The organism is Pseudoalteromonas sp. THAF3 (assembly GCF_009363775.1).
In the GTDB taxonomy this organism is placed as follows: Bacteria; Pseudomonadota; Gammaproteobacteria; order Enterobacterales; family Alteromonadaceae; genus Pseudoalteromonas; species Pseudoalteromonas ruthenica.
The window spans coordinates 552,544-573,750 of sequence record NZ_CP045418.1 but is presented as its reverse complement, the minus strand read 5'-3'; the positions used below and the strand labels follow the sequence as shown (position 1 = coordinate 573,750).

The 21,207-nt window shown below is 48.5% G+C and carries 18 protein-coding genes; 2 read left to right on the top strand and 16 right to left on the bottom strand.

Annotation, left to right across the window (positions count from 1 at the left end; all coding sequences use genetic code 11):
• Positions 1–11 precede the first annotated feature (11 nt).
• The 10 genes from FIU82_RS02640 to ndk all read right to left on the bottom strand — a co-directional run bounded on the left by FIU82_RS02640 (position 12) and on the right by ndk (position 11,211).
• Positions 12–395, bottom strand: coding sequence for a VOC family protein (locus tag FIU82_RS02640; protein ID WP_045979690.1), 384 nt, complete (start codon positions 393–395; stop codon positions 12–14).
• Between the two features lie 92 nt (positions 396–487).
• Positions 488–1,948: a ribosome biogenesis GTPase Der gene (gene der / locus FIU82_RS02635; protein WP_045979691.1), complete on the bottom strand. Its 1,461-nt coding sequence runs from the start codon at positions 1,946–1,948 to the stop codon at positions 488–490.
• Between the two features lie 90 nt (positions 1,949–2,038).
• Positions 2,039–3,211, bottom strand: a complete 1,173-nt coding sequence (gene bamB / locus FIU82_RS02630; protein ID WP_152440258.1) for an outer membrane protein assembly factor BamB — start codon at positions 3,209–3,211, stop codon at positions 2,039–2,041.
• A 12-nt stretch (positions 3,212–3,223) separates the two neighbouring features.
• Positions 3,224–3,859, bottom strand: a complete 636-nt coding sequence (locus FIU82_RS02625; RefSeq protein WP_022944278.1) for a tetratricopeptide repeat protein — start codon at positions 3,857–3,859, stop codon at positions 3,224–3,226.
• Between the two features lie 21 nt (positions 3,860–3,880).
• Complete coding sequence (hisS, locus tag FIU82_RS02620) at positions 3,881–5,155, bottom strand: histidine--tRNA ligase (protein ID WP_138509414.1); 1,275 nt, start codon at positions 5,153–5,155, stop codon at positions 3,881–3,883.
• 113 nt (positions 5,156–5,268) lie between these two features.
• A complete protein-coding gene (gene ispG, locus FIU82_RS02615; RefSeq protein WP_152440257.1) occupies positions 5,269–6,387 on the bottom strand; it encodes a flavodoxin-dependent (E)-4-hydroxy-3-methylbut-2-enyl-diphosphate synthase in 1,119 nt (372 codons plus the stop codon).
• A 5-nt stretch (positions 6,388–6,392) separates the two neighbouring features.
• A complete protein-coding gene (locus FIU82_RS02610; RefSeq protein WP_152440256.1) occupies positions 6,393–7,322 on the bottom strand; it encodes a RodZ domain-containing protein in 930 nt (309 codons plus the stop codon).
• 2 nt (positions 7,323–7,324) lie between these two features.
• Entirely contained in the window at positions 7,325–9,388 is a 2,064-nt protein-coding gene (gene pilW / locus FIU82_RS02605; protein ID WP_152440255.1) for a type IV pilus biogenesis/stability protein PilW, read from the bottom strand.
• Between the two features lie 91 nt (positions 9,389–9,479).
• A complete protein-coding gene (locus FIU82_RS02600) occupies positions 9,480–10,610 on the bottom strand; it encodes a bifunctional tRNA (adenosine(37)-C2)-methyltransferase TrmG/ribosomal RNA large subunit methyltransferase RlmN (protein WP_022943790.1) in 1,131 nt (376 codons plus the stop codon).
• Positions 10,611–10,779: 169 nt separating this feature from the next.
• Complete coding sequence (gene ndk, locus FIU82_RS02595) at positions 10,780–11,211, bottom strand: nucleoside-diphosphate kinase (RefSeq protein ID WP_130148693.1); 432 nt, start codon at positions 11,209–11,211, stop codon at positions 10,780–10,782.
• 287 nt (positions 11,212–11,498) lie between these two features.
• Here ndk and yegQ point away from each other — a divergent pair, with 287 nt between their 5' ends.
• On the top strand, positions 11,499–12,854 hold the full coding sequence (gene yegQ / locus FIU82_RS02590; RefSeq protein ID WP_045979696.1) for a tRNA 5-hydroxyuridine modification protein YegQ: 1,356 nt from the start codon (positions 11,499–11,501) through the stop codon (positions 12,852–12,854).
• On the opposite strand, the gene FIU82_RS02585 is transcribed toward yegQ, so the two are convergent.
• Genes FIU82_RS02585 through FIU82_RS02575 form a run of 3 tightly spaced genes read right to left on the bottom strand, consistent with a single transcriptional unit; the run spans position 12,835 to position 17,576 of the window.
• The gene (locus tag FIU82_RS02585; RefSeq protein ID WP_152440254.1) at positions 12,835–14,613 is read right to left on the bottom strand and encodes a sugar phosphorylase; all 1,779 of its coding nucleotides are present in this window, start codon (positions 14,611–14,613) and stop codon (positions 12,835–12,837) included. The two genes, yegQ and FIU82_RS02585, sit on opposite strands and share 20 nt — an antisense overlap.
• 1 nt (position 14,614) lies before the next feature.
• Positions 14,615–15,856, bottom strand: coding sequence for a glycosyl transferase (locus FIU82_RS02580; protein WP_045979698.1), 1,242 nt, complete (start codon positions 15,854–15,856; stop codon positions 14,615–14,617).
• Entirely contained in the window at positions 15,849–17,576 is a 1,728-nt protein-coding gene (locus tag FIU82_RS02575; protein WP_152440253.1) for an HAD-IIB family hydrolase, read from the bottom strand. The genes FIU82_RS02580 and FIU82_RS02575 overlap by 8 nt, the downstream gene beginning before the upstream one ends.
• 258 nt (positions 17,577–17,834) lie before the next feature.
• Here FIU82_RS02575 and FIU82_RS02570 point away from each other — a divergent pair, with 258 nt between their 5' ends.
• A complete protein-coding gene (locus FIU82_RS02570; RefSeq protein WP_152440252.1) occupies positions 17,835–18,104 on the top strand; it encodes a YfhL family 4Fe-4S dicluster ferredoxin in 270 nt (89 codons plus the stop codon).
• Position 18,105: 1 nt separating this feature from the next.
• Here the strand turns inward: FIU82_RS02570 and FIU82_RS02565 are convergent, their stop codons facing one another.
• The 3 genes from FIU82_RS02565 to FIU82_RS02555 all read right to left on the bottom strand — a co-directional run bounded on the left by FIU82_RS02565 (position 18,106) and on the right by FIU82_RS02555 (position 21,206).
• Entirely contained in the window at positions 18,106–18,348 is a 243-nt protein-coding gene (locus FIU82_RS02565; RefSeq protein ID WP_152440251.1) for a hypothetical protein, read from the bottom strand.
• Positions 18,349–18,627: 279 nt separating this feature from the next.
• A complete protein-coding gene (locus FIU82_RS02560; RefSeq protein ID WP_152440250.1) occupies positions 18,628–20,004 on the bottom strand; it encodes a Gfo/Idh/MocA family protein in 1,377 nt (458 codons plus the stop codon).
• Positions 20,005–20,132: 128 nt separating this feature from the next.
• Entirely contained in the window at positions 20,133–21,206 is a 1,074-nt protein-coding gene (locus tag FIU82_RS02555; RefSeq protein ID WP_152441448.1) for a phosphotransferase enzyme family protein, read from the bottom strand.
• Position 21,207 lies beyond the last annotated feature (1 nt).

Below are 21,207 nucleotides of genomic sequence, written 5' to 3'. Positions count from 1 at the left end.
GAGCGGCTTTTTTATGGTTCATTGCTGAGCACAACTAAAGTCCCCTCCAGGGTGCGCACATAGGCGTAGGTGAGCCCTTGATGAGTTGCCGGTGGCGACAGTGGTTCAGCCCCAGCGGCCACCGCTTTAGCAAAGCTCTGGGCAACATTATCGCAGCATAAACTCAACTCAAAGCCCAGTGCCGGTTGCTTTGGCTGAGTACGGATATATTCTTGGCGAAAGCGTGATTGCGCAAATGGATGGCTGGCAAAGGCGATTTTGGCGACCCCGCAGGCTAGTTCGCCGTAAGTGCCTTGCTCGTCAATGTAGTGTGTCGATAAACCAAAAGCTTGGTAATAAAAATCCAGCACTTCTTCGACATTATCAACGAAGATAGTCGTCCCTACGCACTTCATAGCCACTCGTTTTATTTCTGAACAATAGCTTAAGAATAGCGCTAAGGGCGTATAAAATAAACAAAAACGGCGCTCTAATTGCGCCGCTTTCATTACTTACCTTTAGACTCTTGGCTGATTTTTTTCAGCTTCCGTCGCTGTGATAAGGTCATTTTATTACTGCGTCCTGCATAAGGGTTATCCCCTTCACGGAATTCAATTTTGATCGGCGTCCCCATGATGTCTAGGGCTTTGCGATAATAGTTCATTAAGTAACGCTTATAGCTATCCGGCAACTCATGCACTTGGTTACCATGAATAACGATACGCGGTGGGTTATAGCCACCGGCGTGCGCATACTTTAACTTCACTCGACGACCACGCACCAAAGGTGGTTGGTGATCCGCCTGTGCCATATCCATGATCCGCCGTAACATCGCCGTACTAATTCGTTTAGTGGCGCTATCAAAGGCTTCTTCCACCGACTCAAATAAATGCCCTACCCCAGTGCCGTGCAGCGCTGAGATAAAGTGAATACGCGCAAAGTCAACAAAGCCAAGACGGCGGTCTAACTCAGACTTAATACGGTCTTTGACATCGGTATCCAGTCCGTCCCATTTATTTACCGCCAATACCAAGGAGCGTCCGGCATTGAGGGCAAAGCCAAGCAAGCTTAGGTCTTGATCGGAAATGCCTGTGCGCGCATCAATCACCAACAGCACAACGTTCGCATCTTCTATGGCCTTGAGCGTTTTAATCACAGAAAACTTCTCAACCACATCACTGACTTTCTTGCGCTTTCGAACACCGGCAGTGTCTATCAACACATACTCGCGCTCATTGCGGGTCATAGGAATATAAATGGAGTCTCGTGTGGTACCTGGCATATCATAAACAATCACCCTTTCCTCGCCAAGGATACGGTTAGTGAGTGTTGACTTACCAACATTAGGGCGACCAATAATAGCCAATTTTATGGCTTGATTCTCCAGCTCTTGCTGAGCTTCGTCACTCAGCTCACCGTCGTGATCAAACGCAGCAAAGGCTTCTTCCTCAGTGTCAGCCTCTAATGCGCTGAGCTCTTCGATAACCGGGTGCAATGCTGTAGTAAGTAGCCCAGCTATACCACGACCGTGGGCAGCTGCAATCTGGTATACCTCACCGAGGGCTAACTGATAAAACTCCGCACAGTTAGAATCGGCATCGATGCCGTCGGTTTTATTTGCTACCAAGAACACCTTTTTTTCCTGCTTACGCAGGTGGTGGGCAATGGCCTGATCAGCCACCGTCATGCCAGCACGAGCATCGACTAAAAACAGCACCACATCGGCTTCATCAATCGCCAACAGCGATTGCTCTGCCATTTCTGTTTCTATGCCCTCTTCAGAGCCATCGATACCACCGGTGTCGACCACAATAAAGTCATAGCCATCATAGCTCGCTTGACCATATTTACGATCACGAGTGAGCCCGGGAAAATCAGCAACGAGCGCATCTCGAGTGCGAGTTAAGCGGTTAAACAATGTCGACTTACCAACATTAGGTCGCCCCACTAAGGCGATCACAGGAAGCATAATATACCTCTTAAACAACAAAAAAGCTCCGCCATGACCAATTGGCCTGAAGGCGAAGCCTATTTTAGGGCAAAGCCCAATTAATCTAACTTACGGCGCTTTAACGGCGCTTACTTCGCCATCGCGCGTGACAATGATCAAGCGATCATCAGCAACCACAGATTCAACGTAAAACCCTGAGCCATCAAACTCGTGACGAGCGACTAACTCACCGCTGTTGCGGTCTAGCCAGTGCAAGTTACCTTCTTGGTCACCCACAGCGAGGTAATCACCTAGTACCGCAGGGCCTGTGATATACCAGCCGCGCAGTGCTGGCTGTGACCAGCGTTCGATCCCCGAACTCTTATCTAAAGCATAGATAACACCATCAGAATCGACCACATAAATCGTAGTACCAACAATACTGAATTCGCGGTAGCTGCTGTATTCACGCTTCCAGACCACGTTACCAGAGCGAATATCAACAGCAGCCAAGTTGCCGTTATAAGCTAAGGTGTACACCATAGAGCCGCTTACTTTGGGCTCAGTGTCAACGTCGACTAAACGTTCGAACTCAGAAGCACCTTTAGGCTGGGCAATATCTGCCTGCCACGCGGCAAATCCACTGTCAGAAATAAGCACAGATAACTTACCCGTCTCTTCACCCACTAAGACTCCGCCATTCGCGACAGTGGGAGCACTTAGGCCACGCAAGGTCAACGGCGGCACTTCTTGCTCATAGCGCCAGCGCTCTTCCCCGCTATCAGGGTGTAACGCCAGTAACTTACCCGAGCCTAAGTTAACGTAAACCAGGCCATCTCCGGCGGCGGGCTTTGATAGCGCTTCACCGGGAACACTTTTTCGCCAAATGACCTCACCAGTTTCTCGGTCAAGAGCAACCACTTGGCCATGCTCCGAGCCGATAAATAGCTTGCCATAGGCTTGCAAGATACCACCTGAGAGTTTGGCGCTGTCTGTGCTTTCCCATGGCCAAAACGAGGCGTCTGCGCGCACATCGTTCTCCCACAAGACGTCGCCATCAGTTAATGACAATGCTTGTACTTCACCAAAACGCGAGGCAACAAAGACGCGGTCTTTATAAACAGCGGGCTGTAAACGAGAAAAATAATGCTCTACACCATCTCCCACAGTTTCTTGCCACAACACTTGCGTTTCAAACTGGTTGGCAATCTCTGGTAACACCAACTCATCTTCATCACTGGAAGAGCAACCGGTGAGCGACGCCATACACAGTGCTAAGCCTGCCAGGGTTAACTTTTTCATACTACCCACTCCTTAAGCTGCTGGAGTCTGCTCGGCTAAATCGTCTAACTTCACTTGTAGTAAAGGGTTACTCTCTAAACCGCCATTGTCTGCTGCCGCTTGGTACGACGCCCGCGCTTGTGCTTTATCGCCTTGAGCTAGGTAAATATCACCCTTGAGCTCGGCAACATTGGCCTTATAGCTTTCAGGTAACTGCGTATCAAGCGTTGCGAGTGCCGCATCATAGTCTTTCTGAGCTAGTTGAATACGCGCTAAGCGCGTGGTAGCAATCGCTTGCAATTCTGCTTTGCCAGCATTTTTTTGTGCCCACGTTAGCTTCTCAGCAGCCAGAGCTAAGTCGTCATTATCAACCGCTTCTTTCGCTGCAACGAAAGCCGCCAGCACGGCATAGCTCGAGCCATTGTACTGCTCAATAAAGGCATCACTTTTAGCAACTACATCACTGTCTTGTGACCCAGCACCTTCAATCACCTTGTTAAAGGCATCAGATGCTTGCTCGGCGCTGCTTAACTGGTTTTGGTTATAGGCTTTCCAGCCATATAAGCCACCTAGACCGATAACAATACCTAGGCCTAGCGTAATACCATTTTCTTTGAAAAAGCGCTTAATCGCTTCTGCTTGTTGTTCTTCTGTTGAATAAATTTCCATTATTACCTCGTAGACTCAGGTCTAAATCATCTCAGCCAATAGCTGGGTAATTTCATTCAAGGAGTGGGTTGCTTGTGGTTTTTCTTCACGCAGGTATTTCACTGTCACCACTCCTTGCTCAAGTTCGTCTTCACCGAGGATCAGCGCCACTTCAGCACCGCTCTTATCGGCTCGTTTTAATTGTTTTTTAAAGTTACCACCACCGGCGTGTACTAGCACTCGTAAACCTGGCACTTGCGCACGTAACTGGGCAGCAATAACGGGGGCTTGAATACTGGCTTTGTCACCCATTGCTGCAACGTATACATCGGCGTCACGGCGAATGTCGCCGACGCTCTCTAATGCTTGCAACAACAACACCAAACGTTCCATACCCATGGCAAAGCCAACAGCAGGCGTCGCTTTACCACCAAGTTGCTCAACTAAACCATCGTAACGGCCGCCCGCACAAACTGTGCCTTGGGCCCCCAAACTATCGGTCACCCACTCAAACACAGTGCGGTTGTAGTAATCAAGACCACGCACGAGTTTTTCGTTAACCTGATATTCGATACCCGCTGCGTCTAAACGTTCACATAAATCTGCAAAATGTGCTTTAGATTCATCATCTAAGTGCTCAGATAACTTAGGTGCGTCGGCCAGAACAGCTTGTACATCAGGGTTTTTACTATCAAGCACTCGCAGTGGGTTTGAGTGCATGCGGCGCTTTGAATCTTCATCGAGCTTGTCTTCGTGCTGCGCTAGGTAAGCAATAAGTGCATCACGATATTGTGCACGCGCTTCATTGGAGCCTAACGAATTAAGCTCGAGGCGTACATGCTCGCTAATACCAAATTGTTGCCAAAGCTGCGCAGTAAGCATGATCACTTCGGCATCAATATCAGCACTGGCAATACCAAACACTTCCAAACCGAACTGATGAAATTGGCGATAACGACCTTTTTGAGGGCGCTCATGGCGGAACATAGGCCCCATATACCACAGACGCTGTTCTTGATTATACAGTAAACCATTTTGGTTTCCGGCACGCACACACACCGCAGTGCCCTCAGGACGTAAGGTGAGGCTATCACCGTTACGATCGGCAAAGGTATACATTTCCTTTTCTACGATATCAGTCACTTCGCCAATAGAGCGTTTGAAAAGATCGGTTGATTCAACGATCGGGAAGCGGATTTCTTGATAACCGAAAGAGGCCACACACTGGCGTAAGGTATCTTCCACTTTCTGCCAAACTTGTGTATCACCCGGTAGGATGTCATTCATCCCACGGACTGCTTGAATTTGTTTTGCCACTGATAATCCCAAAAATTCTGTTTAGGCGCTCAAGCGCCGATGTCAAAGCGTCGATAAATTAAGCGCGCCATTATAGCCTTTTGCGCCGCTACCACCAAGTAGCAGAGCAAGGCTTAATCAACTAATTTAACGTCGATTGGCGTTTGTTGTTCTTGTTTAGCGAGGTAATCGCGCACTTGCTCTTCAAGTTGATCGACAATGTTATCGTTATCGATACGCAGCTTTTGTCGCTGACCGTTGATATACAGGCCTGAACGGCGATTTGCCCCGGCTAAGCCAATATCACTGACCAAGGCTTCACCCGGGCCATTGACTACGCAGCCGATCACAGAAACGGTCATCGGCTTGACCACGTCTTCGAGGCGCTCTTCAAGCTGGTTCATGGTGCCGACCACATCAAACTCTTGACGCGAACAGCTTGGGCAGGCAATAAAGTTAATACCGCGCGAACGTATGCGCAACGATTTAAGGATATCAAAGCCGACTTTAATTTCTTGCACAGGATCGGCCGCCAACGACACCCGTAAAGTATCACCAATCCCCTCGGCTAGGAGCATGCCTAACCCGACTGCTGACTTCACCGAGCCAGAACGAAAACCACCTGCTTCGGTGATCCCTAAATGCAACGGCTGATCAATTTCTTGTGCTAACAATCGGTATGCGCCGACAGCCAAAAATACATCTGAGGCTTTGACAGACACTTTAAACTGGTCGAAGTTGAGACGCTGTAAAATTTCCACATGACGCATCGCCGACTCAAGCAGAGCTTGAGGCGTTGGCTCGCCGTACTTTTCCTGTAAGTCACGCTCTAGTGAGCCGCCATTAACGCCGATACGAATCGGAATATTACGTTCACCAGCGGCATCGACTACTGCTCGAATTCGCTCTTCATTACCGATATTCCCGGGGTTAATACGTAGGCAATCAGCGCCGTACTCAGCCACTTTAAGCGCGATACGATAGTCAAAGTGGATATCCGTAACTAGCGGAATATCCACTTGTTCTTTAATGCTTTTAAACGCCTCAGCCGCCGCCATAGTGGGCACTGAGACACGCACCAAGTCTGCGCCTGCTTGCTCAATAGCTTGAATTTGCTTGACTGTGGCATCGACGTCCATGGTGTCGGTATTGGTCATGGACTGCACCGCAATTGGCGCGCCGTCGCCAATAGGCACATCACCTACATAAATACGCGTCGATTTGCGGCGTTTGATCGGTGACTCTGAAAACATACTACTTACTCTGTTAACGGTAATGAAAATTTAGCGAGGCGGTTTTTCGGAAACTGTGAAATATCAACCGCTTCACCATTTAATTCGATATCAACAACATCGTGTTTGCCAAGCGTGACAGCAAAAGGCGCTTTGCCAATGAGTTCAAGCTCTTGTCCTGCATTTTTTATATCGTAAACTAGGCGTTTACCATCAGCATCTTCTACCGCCACCCAGCACTCACCGCTAAAACGCATATATACACGCTGCTGACCACTTTTTAAGGGCTCGCTTTGCACTGCAGTATTTGCTGTAGGTGCTGCATCAGCAGTCTCTTCACGCTCTTCTGTCGCAGTGTTAGAGATTGGCTCTTGCGCGCTCAGCGTCGTCGCTGATTGCTGTGCTTCGGGAGCAGGTGTTTGTTGACTTTGTTCTTGGGATTCGCCACCTGGTTGCACTGGCTGTTGCTCAGCGCTTTCAGGCCCCTCACTGGATATTGGGTTCGAGCTCACAGTGCTGGACTCTGGGGTAGACAAACTCAGCGGGTCATCACTATTTTGCCACCACCAAATAGCGGAAGAGCCTAAGATGATAGCCAGGATAATATAGCTTACCAGCATCAAGCGGCTGTCATGGGCTTCTTTTTCAGTTCTTCGCGAGAAGCTTTGCATGGCCGCGATTTGTTCACTGTCATCTTGTGGGTCATAACCCTCAAGCAATTCTTTATGATCTAGGCCTACCACTTTGCAGTAAGCCTTCACATAGCCTTTAACAAAGATCGGCGGGCCGAGCTTTTCGAGGCGGTCATGCTCTAAATCATCAAGCTTTTGCACTGTCAGGTTCAGCCTTTTCGCCATTTGTTCTTGGCTTAACCTGTGTTGCTCCCTCGCTTGTACTAAATATTTCCCTATTTCTAATGGAGCACTTTCCTCTGTTATTTCACTATTTTCGCTCATATTTAATAGTTTTGAGGATCAACTAAATACAGTTTCTCGCCGGGTACTAGGCGAGCGCCCTCATCTAGCTGATTCCATTCCATTAGTCGTTGCAGAAGAATGTTATACTGGGTGGAGATACTAAACAGCGTATCTCCTTCTTGCACAGTATGATAAATGTTCGGCTCTTTTAAGTAAATTTTACTACCACTGAGCACGTGATCTGCGCTCTTAAGGTTATTCCATTCACGCAAAGTGCTTAAGCGAATATTATAGCGTGCTGAAACACTGAATAAGGTCTCCCCTTTTTTCATTACGTGATAGGGCAGCGCCAGTGGGTCATCACTATCGACCTGTGCGCCTTGAGCGATAAACTCGCTGACCCCTTCACTGAGCTCAGTATTACTTTGCTGTACCACCACATCTTCACTTGCGAGGGCCTGTGCATCGGACGCTTGCGTACTGTCTACGGGCGTGGTGTCATCGCTCTCACTTTGTGCAGGGACATCACTCACCTGTGCCATTGCTTGTTCATCGGTGGATAAAGATGGCGGCTCGGCGCCGTCATTGCTTTCGGCCACTACGTCAGATGCACTGTCAGCCCCTTCGCTTTGGGTCGCTACTTCAGCATTTTGTTGCTCAGCAACCGTGTCGACTTCATCGGTGACGGCTGTGGTTGCAGGCTCATCTTGTACAGCGGAGTCATGCTCTGGCAAATCGGCCGATGACGTTGATTGTTCATCAATTTCGGCGCTTGCTTGCAGCGCTTCAGCAGGCTGTTGCGGTGCGCTCTGCGCGCCATCGCTATTATCATCACTCGGCTGTGCTGCAGGTTGTGCAGCTGACGGCTCTGGATTCGAGGTCGTTGTCTCGTCACTGGTATCGGTGGTCGTGACCATCGCAATGTCCTGAGAGTCTGCATTAACCTGCTCGGTAGCACTTTGTTCGGTTTGAGTCGCTTCAGTATCTGGGGTTTGTGCTTTAACAGCTTCTGCGGCTGTATCCACCTCAGTATTTGCTGCTTCTACCTTGTCATTTGTGGTTGCTGCATCGTCATTTGCAACTAGGTCGCTATTTTCATGAGCACTGTCGACCATTTCTTGAGTCTGCTCGGCACTGCTGGTTGCGGCCTGTTGCTGCGCTGGTGAAGTGATGACTACCGGCGCTGTGGTAGGCGTTGTCGAAGTGCTCGACTTTTTCTTCATCACCTTGATTTTTGGCTTGGCAACGATGCGGTCATCTTGCATCACCCCTTGCAACTCAGAAAGTTGGTGTTTGCGATACTGCTCTCGCAACTGTTCAAACTCACTGGCGCTATAGCGCTGCTCGCGAACAATACGCGCTTCAATCGACGACGGGTACGTCAGCTCAATGGTTTCTGCTAATTTACGCGCATCTTCCACATGACCCATACGATCCTGAATCAGATAACCAAGTAACAATGACCGCGATGAAACTCGTCCAGTGCGCTCATAACGCTGGAGCACCTGCTGTGCTTTATAAAAATCGCTTTTAGCATAGTGCACTGCAGCTAAATTAATAAGGCTGGATGCACGTAAAGAACTGTGATTCAACGCTTCTTCAAGGTAGGACTCAGCGGCATCAAATTTATCAAATTCGAGTGCGCACAAAGCTAAGTTTTCGTAGCTTTCCGCAACCCGTAAATAGCTTGGAATTTCAATTGCTGACATAAACTTGTCAACCGCGCCTTCATAATCGCCAATATCACATAAAAACACCCCATAATTATTCAAGGTGTTTGGATCATTAGGCTCGAGCTCAATCGCACGTTCGTAAGCATCTTGGGCACGCTGATGCTCACCGACTCGTTGATAGTAGTAAGCCATCGAGTAATGTACTTCAGGAAGCTCTGGTGCAAACTTAGCTGCGCGTTCGAGGTTATATTTAGCTTGTGTGCTGTTGCCCTGCGAGAGATAGTTGAGGGCTAAAGAGATGCGCGTACGCGCGGCGTCGACATTATTTATTCGTTTTTCTACTACAGGCCGGTCGCTGCCCACATAGGTGCTTTCGGTTACACACCCGCCTAAGGCGAGTAAACTGACACTGGTCACTAAAAGCTTGCGCATGGCGTCGCCTCGTTAATTCCGTTATTGCACCTATATTACCGAAAAGCCCTTTTGTTTCATCTATTTTTTAACAAAAGGGCGATATTTTCTGTTATTGAGCCACATTTATAGCGATAGCGCTCTTTTCTCGCTCTTTTCTCTTGGCCAAACGTTTGGTTCTATCAACTACATCGCCCACCAGCTGACCACATGCGGCGTCGATATCATCGCCTCGGGTACGACGCACTATGGTGGTAATACCGGCCCCTTGCAGTACCTTAGAGAAGCGGTCGATGCGACTGTTGCTTGAGCGCCCGTAATCATTGCCAGGGAAAGGGTTAAAAGGAATCAAGTTAACCTTCGATGGCGTGCCTTTAAGTACTTTCACTAATTCATGGGCATGATCGGTGCTGTCATTGACTTCTTGCAGCATCACATATTCAATGGTGATGTCTTTATTCGCTTTTGAACCGTCAATATAACGGCGACACGCCGCTAAGAATTCTTCAATAGGGTACTTTTTATTAATCGGCACTAGCTCATCACGCAATTCGTTATTCGGAGCGTGTAAGGAGATAGCCAAGGCCACGTCTATTTGCTCTTTTAACAAATCAAGCGCTGGAACCACACCTGAAGTACTCAAGGTAACGCGACGCTTCGATAAACCAAACGCCCAATCATCCATCATCAATTCCATCGCCGGAACCACGTTTTTCAAATTCAACAGAGGCTCTCCCATGCCCATCATCACCACATTGGTGATAGGACGGCGGGTGCTGTCACCGTGCAGACCAATGTCACGAGCCACACGCCATACCTGACCGATGATTTCAGAAACCTTGAGGTTACGGTTAAAGCCCTGTTGTGCGGTCGAGCAGAAAGTACATTCCAATGCACAACCCACTTGGGACGATACGCACAAGGTGGCGCGATCTTTTTCCGGGATCCAAACAGTTTCTACCTCTTGGCCACCATCGAGTAGCAAGGCATATTTGATAGTGCCATCGCTGGATGGCTGCTTTACCGAAATTTCCGGGGCGCGAATCTCACACTCAGCACTCAGTCGCGCTTTGAGTTTTTTATTGAGATTGGTCATGTCGTCGAAATTGTCGATGCCGAAATGGTAAATCCACTTCATCACCTGATCGGCGCGGAACGGCTTTTCACCAATGGATGCGAAATACTCGCGCATTCCTTGGCGATTAAAATCGAGTAAATTGATTTTTTTCTCAGTCGTGGCCATGAACAAACCTCTATCAGGTGACGGATAAAACGAAGGTGGCAAATTGTACACAATTTAACCATTATAGCAATTCCTTAGCACACTGGCTGCAGTGCCAATAAACTAAGGAATTACAAGGACAAGAAAAGGGCCCGAAAGCCCTTCCCGCGACTGTTGTCGTAGCTCGAAATTAACGAGTACGAGGACAGATTTCTTCTTCAGCGAAGAAGTAAGCGATTTCGCGAGCCGCAGACTCTGGCGCGTCAGAACCGTGTACTGCGTTTTCGTCGATGCTTTCTGCGTAGTCAGCACGTAGTGTGCCAGCAGCCGCTTCCGCAGGGTTAGTCGCACCCATGATTTCGCGGTTTTTACGGATTGCATCTTCACCTTCAAGAACTTGCACCATTACTGGGCCAGAAGTCATGAAAGAAACAAGGGCACCGAAGAAAGGACGCTCTTTGTGTTCAGCGTAGAAGCCTTCAGCTTGCTCTTGTGATAGGTGAACCATTTTTGATGCAACGATCTTAAGACCTGCAGTTTCGAAACGGTTGTAGATTGCACCGATGTGGTTTTTAGCTACCGCATCAGGCTTAACGATAGAGAAAGTGCGCTCTAAAGCCATGTTTTGCTCCAAATAACGTTAAATTTTAAGTGTTAAACTTTACCGGGCGCGAATTATACGCGCTTTAGCGTGAAAATCCTACTACATTGTTACGCCCGTGAGCTTAGTGAATAAACAAGTCAGGGCGATGACAATCCCGTTTCGGTGATGATGTGCTCTACCGCCCTACTGTGCTTAGTGGGCTGACGCAATAGCAAAAGCTGATCCATATCAAACCATCCTAGCGCCCTCACCGCTACACTGCCGAGCTATTTTTTCACTGACCTGGACTCAGTTAAGGAATCATTATGTCTGTATTTTCACCAGAGCTGCTCAGCCCTGCGGGTAGTTTAAAAAATATGCGCTACGCCTTTGCTTATGGCGCGGATGCCGTCTATGCGGGACAGCCTCGCTATAGTTTGCGCGTTCGAAACAACGAGTTTAACCTCGCTAACCTCGAGCTTGGTATAAATGAAGCCCACCAGCAAAATAAAAAACTTTATGTGGTTTCTAATATTGCGCCGCACAACGCCAAAATAAAAACCTATTTGCGCGATATAGAGCCGGTTATCGCCATGAAGCCCGATGCCCTGATCATGTCTGACCCGGGGCTTATTATGTTGGTGAGAGAAAAATGGCCTGATATGCCCATTCACTTGAGTGTTCAAGCCAACGCCGTGAATTATGCCAGCGTGCTGTTTTGGGCCAAACAGGGGGTTGAGCGGGTGATTCTATCGCGTGAGTTATCACTGCAAGAGATTGCAGAGATCCGCGAACTGTGTCCTAACACCGAATTAGAAGTGTTTGTCCATGGCGCGTTATGCATGGCGTATTCCGGGCGCTGCTTACTCAGTGGCTACATCAACAAACGCGACCCCAACCAAGGTACCTGCACGAATGCCTGTCGCTGGAGCTACGATGTGCAACCGGCCACCGAAACGCCGACCGGTGATGTGGTACATAAGGTGGACCCAACACTTGGGTTGGGTGCGCCTACCAATGAGGTATTTATGCTTGAAGAGCAAGGCCGCCCGGGGGAGTATATGCCAGCATTTGAGGATGAACACGGCACCTACATCATGAACTCCAAAGACCTGCGCGCCGTGCAGTATGTGGATGCGCTGACACGTATGGGCGTTCATAGTCTTAAAATAGAAGGCCGTACTAAGTCGTTCTATTACGTTGCACGCACGGCTCAGGTGTACCGCCAAGCCATAGATGATGCCGTCGCTGGCAAGCCATTCGATGCCAACTTACTGCGCAGTCTCGAGCATCTCGCCCACCGAGGCTATACCGAAGGCTTTTTAAAACGCCATGCGCACCAAGAGTATCAAAATTATGACTATGGCCACTCTATTTCTGATTCACAGCAGTTCGTTGGTGAGGTGCTTGGTCGAACCGCAAATGGCTTGGCGGAAATAGACGTTAAAAATAAATTTTGTACCGGCCACTCATTGGAGTTAATGACACCTAAAGGCAACGTGCATTTTAACTTACAGCACATGGAAAACACTAAGGGCGAGCGTATTAGCGATGCGAAAGGCTCTGGCCATCAAGTGCGTATTCCCATCCCCGAGGATATCAATCTTGAACACGCCATTTTGATGCGTAATTTAGAAAGTGGTCAAGATACACGCAACCCATTTAAGTCGTCGTGTTCGTAAGCCATATAGCTTGATAAGGGCGCATGCTCAGGCATGTGCTCATGTCTTTATAGACAATGTCACTGAGCAAATCGCACCACGGCTGGGTGTTCACCAAGTTTAAATCTTCCAGTGACAAGGTTTGTGGCTGGTTGCTAATGTTAAACAGACAAAAAATACTTTGTTGGCGGTCGGCGCTTTGCCGCCAAAAGCCGAAAATTTCTTGGCCAAGGTGCAAAGTAAACTGCGTTGCATTGGGGTGAAAGGCTTTTTGCTTCCCGCGTATCTTAAGCAAATTCAACATACCACGATGCACCTTTTGGTGATGGCTATGTGGATCGGCCAATTTGGCCTCTAAGTCATGCCAGTGCCAACGATGGCGATTAATGGCACGATTATGCTGGGTATTATTAAAACGCTCATAGTCGTTTTCGGTCCCCGTGAGCGAGTGAATATACACACCGGGAATTCCCTCCAGTGCCAACATAATGGCATGAGCACATAGAAATCGCGCCACAGCAAAGTTATCTGGCCCCTGCTGCGCTCCCTGTAAGGCATCAAACAACGCGATGTTGATTTCATAAGGCGCTAACGTACCGTCATTTTGTGTGCGCCAACTCACCTTGGCACCAAAGCGCTGCATACAGGCCACCAGAGCATTAATTTGCACGGTATCTAACAGGCCCTCTGCTGGGCGCAAGCCAATGCCGTCATGGGAGGCTATAAAGTTAAAATAGGCCGTACCATCTTGGGCGGGGGGCATGCGCATCATCCACTTTTTCAGTGCTGTGCAGTCACCGGTAGTCAAGGTGTGTAATAACAAAGGAGGTAAAGAGAAGTTATAAATACAATGCGCTTCATTGGCATTACCAAAATAGGAGAGGTTTTGCTCATTGGGAATATTGGTTTCAGTAATGATAATGGCCTGTGGCTGCACATGTTCTATCAAAGTGCGAAGCAGACGCACCACTTCATGTGTTTGCGGCAAGTTAATGCAGGAAGTTCCGGGGACTTTCCACAAAAAGGCCACCGCATCGAGGCGAAATAAACGTACCCCGTTGTCGAGATAAAAGCGGATAATCGCCACAAACTCTCGCAACACCTGCGGGTTAGCGAAGTCAAAGTCCACTTGATCATGACTAAAAGTGCACCACACATGTTGCTCACCCGCTGCCGTACGCACCTTGTTGAGTAGCTCAGATGTGCGTGGACGCACCACACCCTCTAGATTGTCTCTGATATTGGCCGTTTTAAAGTAGCCCTTTCCGGGGGCAACGTTAGCAATAAAGTTACTAAACCACAGGCTCTTACTGGAACAATGATTGATCACTAAATCGGCCATCAGCCGGTAATCTTTACTGATATCGTTTATATGCTGCCAACTGCCAAGGGCCTCATTGACTTGCACGTAATTCATCACCGCAAATCCCTCGTCTGACGAGTAAGGGTAAAACGGCAAAATATGCACCGAGTTAATGGCGCCTTCGGTGTAGGTATCGAGAAATTGTTTCAGTGTATACAAAGGCGGTTCAGTGGGCAGCGTATGGGGTTCATGAGCCTGAGTTTTATTCACCGAGTCGCCATAACAAATCAACACCGCATCCCGTTCATCCCAGCGACTTTTATGTGGTGTGGGCTGGCGAACCACATCACCTTGAAGCATCGATTCTAGCAACTGTGCCGCGAGCTCCTGACATTGCGCATCATCAAGAATACCGGCGTAAATGATCGCTAAATGGTGGGTGACACGTTGCTCAAACTGACGCTGGCGAGAAGTCATACTACCCCGCCTTGCGTATGTGTGCGCTGAACTGCTGATTATCAAGCTCAACCGCTTCACGTAATCGGGCAAACACGTCAGGCATTGCCGACACTACGCGGTTCCAGCTAGGTACGAAAGGCGCTTCCATCGGGTGCTCTAAAAAATGTTGCCCGGCATGCATAATATTTTGCGCGAACATTTCCACCGCCTTTTCTTCTTGGTGAATATCGAGGCTTAAACCATTCATAAGCGCATCATTATGATAGGTTTCGACAAAATCCAAGGCAATGCGGTAGTAAGTTGCTTTCAGTGAGCGAATGGTTTCGGTAGTAAAGGTTTCGCCTTGGGTGGCAAGCTTGCGAAATAGCGCTTTGGTAATATCCACCGACATTTTTGATAGTCCAGCGTTTCTATCCTCCAAGGAAAGATCTTGGTGTTTGTGGTCATAGGTTTGGGCAATATCGACTTGGCATAAACGGTTATGAGCGTAGTTGCGGTACATCTCCGACAGCACACCAATCTCTAAGCCCCAATCACTGGGGATACGAATATCATTGAGCACATCGCGGCGAAACGAAAATTCCCCCGCTAAGGGGTAGCGAAATGAGTCCATGTACTCGAGGTAATCGGTGCTACCTAAAACCGTTTTGAATGAGCGCAGCAGTGGCGTCACCAATAAACGCGAAACTCGACCATTGATTTTTCCTGCCGCAGTACGGGCATAAAAGCCCTTACAGAACTCATAGTTAAAGCGTGGGTGGGCCACAGGATAGATAAGCCGAGCCAGCAGTGCACGGTCATAGGTGAGAATGTCGCAATCATGCAAAGCGATAGATTCAACTTTTGATGCAGCAAGGGTATAGCCCATGCAATACCACACATTACGCCCCTTCCCTAACTCCTTAGGGGCCACACCAAGGGCCTGTAGCTCACTATCCAAGGCACGTAAACGCGGGCCATCATTCCATAGTACCCGGTGTTTTTGCGGCAATTTATCGAAGAATGTCAGCGCATGACGGTACTGTTGCTCGTCTGCTCGGTCCAGGCCTATGATGACTTCATCGAGATAAGGCACTTGCTGCAGGTGATTCACTATGTTTCCTAACGCGGGGCCTTCGAGTTCGGAAAAAAGCGATGGCAGAATAAGACCCATGGGCCGTTCTTGGGCAAATTGCACCAACTCCCCTTCAAGTTCAGCGACCGAACGCTGAGAAATATTGTGGAGTGTTGTGACAATGCCATTTTGATGAAAATCAGCCATGGTTACGCACCTCATCTGCTGCTAGTTGCTCTTTGATCAGCGCTAAACTACTGAGCGTTTCCTGCCAACCTCGCGGCCCGGCATGAACACTGAATAACGCGCTGCGTTTTTTTAAAATCGGGGCTGTGTTTTCGCTGTTCGCAATAACTATCGCAGTGTCTGCCGCCTCTAGCATTGCCACATCATTATGGCTGTCGCCCAGGGCGATGCTGTGCAGTGGGCAACTATATTGCGGTGCCAGCATTTGCATCACATAGTGCAGCGCTTTGCCCTTGTTCACTCCCAGACTCAGGTGCACAAAGCGCCCACCGCGCAACACTTCACATCCTAATTTCTGCGCCGCCAGCGTGAATTGGTGTAACACCTCGTCACTACCTTGCCAGTAAAGCGGATCGCTGTAATGGCGTGTTTGCGCTTGTGTTAATGCCTCGCCAGTGAGGCCAGTTAAGGCACTTAAGCGCTTAGACGATAATTGACTAAAAGAACGAAAGCTGTCACCGAATTGCTCTGCCAAAGCAGATATGCACTGTTGCAATGTCCCTAAAGGCGGGGCAAAGGGCATGATCCAGTAGTTATCGCACTGCTGAGCAGCTTTAGGTGGTGTAATAAAGTGCCCTTTGGGCACATACAGAGCGGCGCCATTTTCGCAAATAAAGGGCAAGTCAAGGTGTAAAACCTGGCACAGCGCACGGATTTCCGCCGCTGTTTTACTGGAATTAACGATCACTGGCACCTGCGCCTGATTCAAAGCATTGAGTAAGGGCTTCGCCTCATCACACTGATAGCTGTGATGATCTAATAAAGTGCCATCCAAATCGGTAAAGATCACCGGAAATGCCGACCCCTGAGTGGCTAGTTTATTATCGCATTGGTAAATGTGTCGTGTGTTATCAAGGTGATAAACTACATCACAGTGCGCGGGTAAGTGAGCTAAACAATGGCGGGTTAAGCGCTCAAAATAGCTAATAAAGGATTTGACTCCTTGCTCGTCGAGAGTGTGCTCACTGGCTCCATGGCGGGCAATAAGATGCTGCTCTTGCTGCCAACGCCACGCTTGCACAGTATCAAAGCTGGGCGCTTTCAACATGATGCGAATATCAGCGGCGTTGAAAACCGCTTGATACTCGTTGGCCAAACGGGAATTCACACAACGCCGCCAGCGGCCATCTGGATCTTGGTTCTGCTCTAGACTATTAACCGCGACGTTAAGCTCACACGGGCTTTGTGGCTGCGCACCAACACACCAGCCTTCAAGAATAAACACATCGATGGGGCGCTCAAAGCAAGGCCAATTCACTAACGGCTCGCGGTCATCGGTGGCTTTATTGAATCGCGGCACTCGGATACCACGAGCTCCGTCTTGAATTCGTGCGATCACTTTATTGAGCAGTGCAATATCATGGGTGCCCGGCACACCTCGGGTGGCAAAGAGCGGGTGCACTGACTGCGCTAACTGTTCACGTACAGCCCTTGGGAAGTAGAAATCATCTATAGAGCACGCGCAGGTATGCAAAGCAAAGCGCTGTTGTAATGCTTGCGCCAAGAACGCTGCTAAGGTGCTTTTACCCGACCCTTGTGCACCATTTATGGTGATAAACAACGCCTGTCCAGGTTGCTTATTATTTGCTAACTGCTGCGCCAGCGGCATGAAGTGGTGCTGAATTTGCAATTTATAACTCGACTGCAACTGTTGCGCTGATATAAATTTTTCAATATCCATGCCGTGCTCACACAAGGTTCGATTGTAACTATGAAGGTAATTTGCAGGACTTAGGCCAAATTGTAAAAGGCGGCCTTTTCATAAGGTTAGTAAATAAGCGAAGAGTAAGCGCACCAAAAAAGTGCAAAAAGGAGGGATTATGCGCTGCTATCGCACTTTGTTTTAGATCAAGCAAAGTAGTAAAACGATAACTAAAAGGCTGTGCTTGAACCACGTTTTTTGTACTATCGCGTCCGCGCTGAAACAAGGGGAGTCGTGATGGCTTTATTAATCAACGATAAGTGTATTAACTGCGATATGTGTGAGCCCGAGTGCCCTAATGGCGCTATTTTTATGGGCGAAGAAATCTATCAAATCGAGGCGAGTAAATGCACTGAGTGTGTTGGTCACTATGATCAACCAACCTGCGTGCAAGTATGCCCTATTGATTGCATAAAACCAGACCCTGCACATCAAGAGAGTGTGGAGCAGCTTGCCGATAAGTATGTACGCTTAACCGAACAAACTGCCCACTACGGCAACACATAAATTACGACCGAGGCGCAGATGTATTGCTTTTCTCTGCGGTATTCACATCATCATCAAGTGCATGCTCTAGCAAATTAGAGACACTCGCTCGCAGTGCTTCACGTTGCGCTTGTACAAAGTTTTCAAGTGCTTGCTCAGCCGCTTGTTTAACGGCTAATTCCACCTCTTCGGCTAGACTGGCCGCTTGAGTAGAAAAGCTCAATGTCATTACAGTAGTGATAAGTGCGATACGTGCGAATTTCATAGTTGTATTCCTTTTTCAGTTTAATTAAAGCATCTTTTGATGCGCTTACTGTAGGAATATCAAGGTCCGTGCCAAAAATTTAAATGTTTAATTATCAATAACTTAAATATTTAACACGCATTTTATTCGTAGCTAAGCTGTCCGTCTGTGGACACGTATGCGTCCGCAATCGGACACTTTTGTTGTATCAGCTTGCTTATCACCGCAACCAAAAACAGCCATTGCTCGATAGACTCACCCCAACAGGCTCAGTATCAAGCTATCGAATTTAAAGAGGGGTTAAGCGCCAACAATCCCCAATGGTGTGGCGCTTTTCCAGGCACCACGAGTAAAGTCAGGAATACTCAAGGACTCACTGCGATTAGCCACCGACTGCGCAGATAAGGGAGAGATCACTGACCACGCGGCGCCATCGTATACATCTTGATCCAATGGTTCACCATTGCGCAGACAGTAGATCATGCGCCAAAACATCAAGAAATCCATACCACCATGGCCACCATTATGCTCTGCTTGCGCACCCATTTTTTGCCATAAGGGATGATCGTATTTGTCATACCATGGCTGCATGTCGTACTCCCACTCATGGAAGCTTTTGTCGCCCCCTTGCTCCAGAGCGATGCGATTAGGGAAGCCGGCAAACACGCCGTTAGTTCCTTGGATAAGATTATGACGACTATAAGGGCGAGGAGTGGTGGTATCGTGCTGAACCATAATACTGCGCCCTTTAACGGTTTTTATCAGCGTGGTATTCATATCGCCAGTTATGAATTCCATTTGATTACGCGAGTGTTCGGGGGGAAATTCGCGCTGTGCATACGCAGCACGTCCTAATGCTGGGGAACTCATAGAGGTGAGGTAATCGAAACGATCGCCACGATTGATATTCATGTATTGCGACACCGGACCTAAACCATGTGTTGGATACAAGTTACCATTACGTTTGGTGTGCCATGCAGTACGCCAAGAGCCGGTCTTATGGGTGATTTCTTTCATTTGCCAACGCAGCTCATGAATGTACGCAGCTTCACCATGGAGTAACTCACCAAATACGCCCTGGCGCACCATATTTAACACCATAAGCTCATCGCGACCGTAATTGACGTTTTCCATCATCATACAGTTCATTTGCGTGCGCTCAGCGGTATCTACCAGCTCCCACATTTCTTCTACAGTCAACGCCAGTGGCACTTCAACAAACGCGTGCTTGCCGCTTGTCATGGTATCGATAGCCATCGGCGCATGCCATTGCCAGGGCGTAGAAATAATAACAATATCAATGTCATCGCGTGCGAGCATATCGCGATAAGCATAGTCACTATCGCCGTAGGCAGTGGGCTTGGGTTGACCGTTATTAACAACGAACTGGACGCTGCGCTCCAGCACTTCTTGGTGGGTATCGCAGATGGCTTTGATTTCGGTGCCTGCAATGGCACTCATACGCTTTACATGGCCGTAGCCTCGTTGACCAACGCCGATAAAGCCGACCCGAACAACCTCCATTTTAGGTGCCACCAAACCGATCACTGAGCTGCCTTGGCGTGCAGGCGTCACTGCTTGTTGTGAACTGGCACAGCCAGCCAAAGAGGCGGTTGCCGCCCCAGCGGCAACCGCGCCTGCGGCCTTAATGAAATCGCGTCGATTAAACTGCTTCATAATCTATTCCTTGGTAAATGCGTCACTAGCACGCTATCGCAAAGCGGTTGGCTAGGCAAAAGGAACAGGATGAATAACGCGCTGGTTGGAGCTGTCGTCAGCTGAGATAACGCGACAACAGCAAAAAGCTAAGCGTGGTCGATCAGTGTTTTCAGAGTGTCGGTGTTATTGATGAGATCGCGGTACAAGGCAAACTGATTGTTTGCTCTGTCCAAATTATGCTCGGGGTACTTAGTGGCAAAGTACTTATCGCCATTAATATAATCAGTTAAAAAGCGAACACCAATCATAAATGGCATCACTTGCGCACCGAGCCAAAAACTGCGTTTTTCCTGTACCGTGATCAGCCCTTTTAATGGCTCAATATAACCCTCAACAATAGCGGCAAATATATCTTTACGCACCCGCACATTACTAAGCTCGGTACTGTCTTCGGGTTCAGGCGAGCAAAAGGTACGGACCATATCACCGAAATCAAATAACCAATAACCTGGCATACAAGTATCTAGGTCAATGACCGCCTTGGCCTGATCGGTTTTGTTGCTAAAGAGCATGTTATTTATCTTGGTGTCGTTATGACATGGACGCACTGGAACACAGGTCACAAGTTCTGCCAATTGGTGCACAAGATGGGTTTGCTGTTGGCAAAAGGCTAATTGCTCATCCACCTTTGCTACACGCCCTTGGCTATCCGCTTGCACCGCTTGCTCGAGCATGTCCAAGCGCATTGCTAAGTTATGAAAGTCCTTAATCACCGGATAAAGCTGCTCGGCGTCGAAATCCTCAAGCGCTGCTGCAAATTGACCGAACGCATTAGCCGCGACCCTCGCTTGGCTTGGTGAGCGCACCACTTCCTCGCTGTAACTACCACCGATAAACTCCAATGCACGCCATTTCTCACCGTTGATATCGAGTAGGTAGCGCTGATCTGTAGTGGCTACATGTTTAATAATATCAAGCTGATATTGTTGTTTATGATGCTTCTTAAGCAAGTGCTGTTCGATTTTACGGGCATTCGCGACCAGCTTATCAGGCTTAGGAAACACATCGGTATTGAGGCGTTGTACCACGACCGCGCCGTGAGCATGTTTCAATAACATGGTGGTATTAATGTGACCATTACCAATGGGATTTAAACTAAGCTGGGTCGGCTCAAAGCCGAACTGGTGCGCCAATAACTGCGCATGAGAGTCTGTATTCATA

Bases quoted from the DNA above. Each gene is read 5' to 3' on its own strand.
- FIU82_RS02640 (WP_045979690.1), bottom strand. From the start codon at position 395: ATGAAGTGCGTAGGGACGACTATCTTCGTTGATAATGTCGAAGAAGTG.
- der (WP_045979691.1), bottom strand. From the start codon at position 1,948: ATGCTTCCTGTGATCGCCTTAGTGGGGCGACCTAATGTTGGTAAGTCG.
- bamB (WP_152440258.1), bottom strand. From the start codon at position 3,211: ATGAAAAAGTTAACCCTGGCAGGCTTAGCACTGTGTATGGCGTCGCTC.
- FIU82_RS02625 (WP_022944278.1), bottom strand. From the start codon at position 3,859: ATGGAAATTTATTCAACAGAAGAACAACAAGCAGAAGCGATTAAGCGC.
- ispG (WP_152440257.1), bottom strand. From the start codon at position 6,387: ATGTTTTCAGAGTCACCGATCAAACGCCGCAAATCGACGCGTATTTAT.
- FIU82_RS02610 (WP_152440256.1), bottom strand. From the start codon at position 7,322: ATGAGCGAAAATAGTGAAATAACAGAGGAAAGTGCTCCATTAGAAATA.
- pilW (WP_152440255.1), bottom strand. From the start codon at position 9,388: ATGCGCAAGCTTTTAGTGACCAGTGTCAGTTTACTCGCCTTAGGCGGG.
- FIU82_RS02600 (WP_022943790.1), bottom strand. From the start codon at position 10,610: ATGGCCACGACTGAGAAAAAAATCAATTTACTCGATTTTAATCGCCAA.
- ndk (WP_130148693.1), bottom strand. From the start codon at position 11,211: ATGGCTTTAGAGCGCACTTTCTCTATCGTTAAGCCTGATGCGGTAGCT.
- yegQ (WP_045979696.1), top strand. From the start codon at position 11,499: ATGTCTGTATTTTCACCAGAGCTGCTCAGCCCTGCGGGTAGTTTAAAA.
- FIU82_RS02585 (WP_152440254.1), bottom strand. From the start codon at position 14,613: ATGACTTCTCGCCAGCGTCAGTTTGAGCAACGTGTCACCCACCATTTA.
- FIU82_RS02580 (WP_045979698.1), bottom strand. From the start codon at position 15,856: ATGGCTGATTTTCATCAAAATGGCATTGTCACAACACTCCACAATATT.
- FIU82_RS02575 (WP_152440253.1), bottom strand. From the start codon at position 17,576: ATGGATATTGAAAAATTTATATCAGCGCAACAGTTGCAGTCGAGTTAT.
- FIU82_RS02570 (WP_152440252.1), top strand. From the start codon at position 17,835: ATGGCTTTATTAATCAACGATAAGTGTATTAACTGCGATATGTGTGAG.
- FIU82_RS02565 (WP_152440251.1), bottom strand. From the start codon at position 18,348: ATGAAATTCGCACGTATCGCACTTATCACTACTGTAATGACATTGAGC.
- FIU82_RS02560 (WP_152440250.1), bottom strand. From the start codon at position 20,004: ATGAAGCAGTTTAATCGACGCGATTTCATTAAGGCCGCAGGCGCGGTT.
- FIU82_RS02555 (WP_152441448.1), bottom strand. From the start codon at position 21,206: ATGAATACAGACTCTCATGCGCAGTTATTGGCGCACCAGTTCGGCTTT.